The organism is Staphylococcus simulans (assembly GCF_002994445.1).
Lineage (GTDB): Bacteria > Bacillota > Bacilli > Staphylococcales > Staphylococcaceae > Staphylococcus > Staphylococcus simulans_B.
Window position 1 is genome coordinate 49,220 of record NZ_MRZJ01000011.1, and the last position, 6,003, is coordinate 55,222.

General features: G+C 36.7%; 4 protein-coding genes. 3 read left to right on the forward strand and 1 reads right to left on the reverse strand.

The features are described 5' to 3' along the window. Positions 1-16: 16 nt before the first annotated feature. Positions 17-274 carry a hypothetical protein gene (locus tag C7N65_RS11185; protein WP_105994550.1) on the reverse strand — a complete coding sequence of 86 codons (258 nt, stop codon included), beginning with the start codon at positions 272-274 and terminating at the stop codon, positions 17-19. Positions 275-534: 260 nt separating this feature from the next. Between C7N65_RS11185 and C7N65_RS11190 the strand changes: the two genes are divergently transcribed. From C7N65_RS11190 to C7N65_RS11200, 3 genes are all read left to right on the forward strand, one after another. Then, the gene (locus C7N65_RS11190; RefSeq protein WP_105994551.1) at positions 535-1,374 is read left to right on the forward strand and encodes an alpha/beta fold hydrolase; all 840 of its coding nucleotides are present in this window, start codon (positions 535-537) and stop codon (positions 1,372-1,374) included. A 342-nt stretch (positions 1,375-1,716) separates the two neighbouring features. Continuing rightward, on the forward strand, positions 1,717-2,907 hold the full coding sequence (locus tag C7N65_RS11195; RefSeq protein WP_105994552.1) for a YSIRK-targeted surface antigen transcriptional regulator: 1,191 nt from the start codon (positions 1,717-1,719) through the stop codon (positions 2,905-2,907). A gap of 267 nt (positions 2,908-3,174) precedes the next feature. After that, positions 3,175-6,003: SdrD B-like domain-containing protein (locus tag C7N65_RS11200; RefSeq protein ID WP_105994553.1), on the forward strand; the 2,829-nt coding region annotated here is incomplete at its 3' end.

A 6,003-nucleotide genomic window follows, 5' to 3' on the forward strand; every position in this document is an offset into this window, starting at 1 on the left:
ATACGCGGGATAATTATTAAAAGAAAAAGAACATTAAGCCTAAAATCGCAAGGATACAAGCGAGTATTTTGCTTTCTTCAAAAATATAAACAGCGAAGCTGACTAACATGATAAGACGTGAGCTTCTGAAGATAAGACTCGCACCAGGAATATGCATCAGGTGTGTACGATTTAAGATCATAATAATGAAGACGATTATCATAGCTATGATACCTATGCATAATGCGATTTTCTGGTAACTTTTCATACGGTCGAAGCGACTAAGTACGGTCATCGGTGTACCTCCTTTAAGATGTGATGAAAACTGTGATATGTATGAATGCATTTAACCTATAAGATATACAAAGGATTAACGTTTTTCAATGCGATTTACATTAAAAATATATTAGTGCAATAATCTGAATAAATCCTTTACATTTGCTTGTTTTACGTGAAACATCATTGATTTTGCATGATTTGAAGAATTTAGGGAAACGATTGGCATATCAAACTTTAAATCGCTTCACAGCATTTATACAGAGAAAGGGAATGAATATGGAAACTTTAAACTTAAAGGGAACCAACTTGCATTACCATAAACTCGGACAAGGACCAGTTTTAATATTAATTCCAGGGGCTAATGGTACTGGAGATATCTTTTTGCCGATGGCAAAAACATTAGCAGAGGATTATACCGTCATTGCGGTAGATCGCAGAGGCTTTGGACAAAGTCATCTTACAGCACCGCTGCCTGCAGAAGTCAGCAGTTCTAAAAGTGAATACCGTGTTAAACAAGATGTGGAAGATATTGCACAATTAGCAGAACATGAAAGCAAAGATGCACCGGTCAATATTTTCGGTACAACCACAGGCGCAATTATTGCGATGCACCTTTTGCAAGACTATCCTGATATCGTTAATACAGCAGCGTTGCATGAACCTCTTATTAATTCATTCTTGCCTGATGCAAAACATTGGCAAGATAAAAATCAAACAATCGTAGAAGCTGAAAATGATGAAGGCATGTCAGATGCGATGGAATTATTGGGAGAAACATTACGTCTCGCATCTCTTGATCAAGAAATGATGACACAACCAGCAGAAGATGCGGAAGATGAAGTGACAGTACAACACTTGAAAGAAATGGAAAATTGGTTTGAATATGAATTGCGCCAATATACTGCATCTCAAGTGACAATCGAAACGCTGCGAAAACTGAAAGAGAAAATCGCACTCTTAAACGGCACAGATACCACAGGCTCATTTCCGCAAGAAGTGAACAATTATCTTGCGGCAGCATTATCTATTGAAATAAACAGAACTCAGGGCGGTCATCTAGGATATGTCCAAGAACCGCATGACTTCGCTGAAACACTCAAAAAAATCTATCAATAAAGCAGATTCAAGAAACTCGCGCTGTATCCATTAGGTGATACAGCGTATTTTTTATGTTCGTCTATTGTAATTTTCAAAAAATATTTGTTGACAAAAACAAATAATTAATTAATTATGATAAAAGTATTGTTGGTTGATAGTGGGTAATCTAAAAATATAAGAAAGCGCTTGCGTGGTTTAACCTTATGATGACAGTGTTATAGATATACAACTTGTGAGCGATTGTATGTTATAAACATACAATGTTTAATAATATGTACAATTAAATATTTCGTTTTACCATTATGATAAAGGTGTGAGGCAAAAGAAACTTCGTTTTAACTAGGAGGTCTTTGATTAGAAATGAAAGAAACAGCAATTTTAAAATCGCTTCACGTATGTTTAGGCATAAATGTTAAAGCATACGATTCTAATCTGAATGAGATACAGGAGTATACATCGAAGAAACACATAAGCCCGCAATATAATGAACTTGATCTTATTAAGTCAGTTGAGCGTGAGAATGAGAGGCTGAATTGTTTTATTTTGACAGGCAGTTTAGATGAGGTATTTCTACTGCACTATTTTGAAGAAAAATATTATTTATTCGGACCGCTCAAAGTAAACTGCTTACCGTCTGAGGATTGCTTTGAAAAGTATCTGAAAGACCAAAACATCAATATTAAATTTAAACACGCAATCAATGATTATGTACAAGCGTTGAAAGTTTATTCACTTGAAGATCTTAAAGACATCATTAAATTGGTAGATTACCTTTTTACGTCAGACACAACCGACAATTCTTTTGAGCCTATACATAATTATGCGATGAAATTGCAGAAAATGTTGGATGAAGCAGGGCTGGAAAAATTATTTTTTATAGAAAATGATATTGAAAGAAAAAAATTAGAGTATGAAAAGCAAGTACTGAAACTAGTAAGACAAGGTTCGATGAAAAAGTTAAAAAAATCTCTGTCAGATTTGGAAGGAGGAATCATGCCTGTAAGCAAAAGAGATTCGATTCGCAGCGAGAAAAACTATTCAATTATTGTATTTGAAAAGTTATCACAACTTGCAATTGAATCGGGCATGGATGTTTTAGAAGCTACACGCACAAGAGATCAAATGATAATTGATAATGAAGCCGCAAAAAGCTTCTCTGAAATTATGAAAGTTAGAAATGGTGCCATTGTCTTCTTTACTAAAAAGATAAGCGAAATCGTAGATGAAGAAATTTCACCATTTCTATCTTCTATACTCAGTTATATCAATAAGAACTTGTATAATGAGCTGACTATAGAATCTATCGCAAAGGAATTCAACATTAGCCAAACGACATTAAATTTAAATTTTAAAAATGAACTCGGAATGACAGTGAAGAAATATATCACTAAATCTAAATTGGAAGATGCTAAGAAATTACTAGATAGAAATCTAAGTATAAGTGAAATCTCCCAAATGTTAGGTTATGCCGATTCGTCTCACTTTTGTAAAAAGTTCAAAAAGGAATTTAAAATGACACCTACGCAATACAGAAGAAATACGAAATCTTAATTTTCAAAATTTCGCAGTAATAGTACAGTTTTCACTATTAAATACAATATTTTTTATTTGGGTTTAAATATCATTAAATTAAGTCGACTGATTTGTAATTGTACTCAACTCATGATGTGAGTCCCCAGGGATGAAGAGAGTCTGTCTATTTCACTATAAAACCTTCTCCGGCGTTCTTTTAGTACATAGCAGATTTGTTCGGCTCTTTTTTAGCATTATGGGAGTTATAAATATTAACAAAATTTTGCTATCGAAAGGGGTAATAACATGAACAAAAGTTCAAATGGGTTTGACGCAAGACGTCAAAACAAATATTCCATCCGCAGGTTCACGGTTGGAACAGCATCAATTATCGTAGGAGCAACATTATTATTCGGATTAGGTCAAGAGGCAAGAGCAGCTGAAACAGCAGCAAACGACTCTAGTCAATCTACAGGCAGTACATCAGAACAGCCTAATACGCCAACAGACCAACCTGCTCCAGATGCACAAACTAGTCAAACAGAAACACAAACAAATACTGCAGATCAAACAAAAACACAATCTGCAGAAACAACTAAAGAAGCAGCACCGACGACTGCACCAGAAACTGCAGAACAACCAGCACCAACACAAGATACAGCGCAGCCAGAAGCTCAACAAACTGAAACAACTGCTGCAAAAGAAACAGCAACTGAAACTGCAAATCAACCGGCACAAGAACAAGCGTCAGCAACACAAGAAGCACCAGCTGAACAGCCGGCACCTACTAAAGAAGAAACAACAGTAAAAACTGAAGATACTGCAGTACAAGCACCAAAATCACAAGAAACAGCACAAAAAGAAACGTCAACTGCTAACGAAACAGTTGCACCAAAACAAAATAACACAACAGCACCAGTAGAAAATACAGTGACAGAAACAGCGCCAAAACAAGAAAGTGCACCAGAACAAAATGTAACTTCTGCACCTCAAGCAGATACTGTTGAAAACACAACATTAACAGCAGCACCGCAACAACTTACAGCGGCAGAACCGACTAATGCTGAAGTAACAGGTACAAATAATGATGCAGCGACACAACAATTAGCTGAACAAGCAGGTGTAACACCTCAAGACTCACCTGAAGTTGCAGCTGCTAAATTGTTGCAGCAGTCATCTCAAAATAAAGATGCAAATACAATTGAAACAGTAGCAGAAACAACGCCAATGTTAAGATCAGCATCAGCTTTCACTGCAGGAGCACCTAACGATACATTAGTAACGCAAACAGGGGCGAATGTTAATGATTTAGTAACTGTTTCAAATGCGCAAATCACTGAAACAGCAATTGATCCTAACCAAGGCGGTAACTTTGCTCTAACAGGAGATTACACTGTGAACGGTACGGTTAAACAAGGAGATTACTTCACTTTCCAATTCCCAGATAATGTTAATTTAGATGGCGCATTGGACTACACAGGCAATGATAATAAAATGGTCTTCTCTCTTGATTCTCCAGCAGGCTTTACTATTGCGGATGGTTCTTATGACACAAATACTAAAACATTAACATATACCTTTACTGACTGGGTGAATGGCAAAGACAACATTGCAGGAAGCTTTAATATTGCGCAATTCCCTGACCGTCAAGATGCACAATCAGTTGGAACTTACCCATTAAACTATGATTTAGCGGGAGAAACATATAGCCCTGAAATCACTTATAATTATTCACCTGTGGATGAAGGTTTTGAATCAGCAAGCTTATCTTCTTCAATATCAGATGTGGATAACACGAATACAACAAATACGTTCAAACAAACGATTTATGTTAACCCTCAAGATAAAACTTTAAACGATGCTTTTGTAACTTTAGCGCCTAAAGAGGGAAGCAGTGCCATTATTAATACTACTGATTCAAAATTCCAAATCTATAAAGTGGATGATCCGAATACGCTGACAGACAGCTACTATTTCGATACAACTGGAAAACAAGATTTAGCAGCAGATTTCCAAAATGCTGGCAAAATCCACACAAATCAAGATGGCTTAGTTCAAATTGACTTTGGAGCAATCGATTCACCATACGTCATTATTATGGAAACACCATTCGATACAACAATCGGTAATGAAATTACTACTAGAGATACTATCTATACTACAGACACTAATAACATCAAAAACAGCTACTATTGGGATAATGGTGTCATTGTATCTGATAGTTCAGGTACTGGTGACGGTACAGAACAAACATATCGTTTAGGCGACTATGTATGGGAAGATACAAATAAAGACGGTATCCAAGATGCAGGTGAAAGTGCACTTCAAGGTGTTAACGTTACCCTTAAAGATGAAAGCGGCAATGTATTGCAAAATGCGGTAACTGACCAATACGGCAACTATTTATTTACAGACTTGACGAATGGCAACTATGTAGTTGAATTTGCGACACCAGAAGGTTATGAACCAACGGTTCAAGGCGATGGTACGAATGCAGATGTTGATTCAAATGGTTTAGTTGCGAAAGCAACAATCCAAGGTGGCGACAATCTAACAATTGATTCAGGTTTCTACAAACCAACACCAGTTCCAGCAACATATAACTTAGGTGACTATGTTTGGGAAGACTCAAACAAAGACGGTATCCAAAACTCAAACGAAGTGGGTATCGCAAATGTAACTGTTACTCTAACAAAACCAGACGGTACAACTGAGACAGCAACAACAGATGCACAAGGTAAATACAACTTCACAGGTTTAGAAAACGGAGACTACACAGTAGAATTTACAGCACCAGAAGGTTATGAAGCAACATTAACAAACGTTGGCGACCAAGCATTAGACTCAAACGGCTTGAAAACAACAGCGACAATCAATAACGCAGATAACAAAACAATCGACAGTGGTTTCTATAAACCTGCGGTTGAACCAACACCAGTTCCAGCAACTTACAACTTAGGCGACTATGTTTGGGAAGACTCAAACAAAGACGGTATCCAAAACTCAAACGAAGTGGGTATCGCAAATGTAACAGTGACTCTAACAAAACCAGACGGTACAACAGAAACAGCAACAACAGATGCACAAGGTAAATACAACTTCACAGGTTTAGAAAATGGCGACTACACAGTAGAA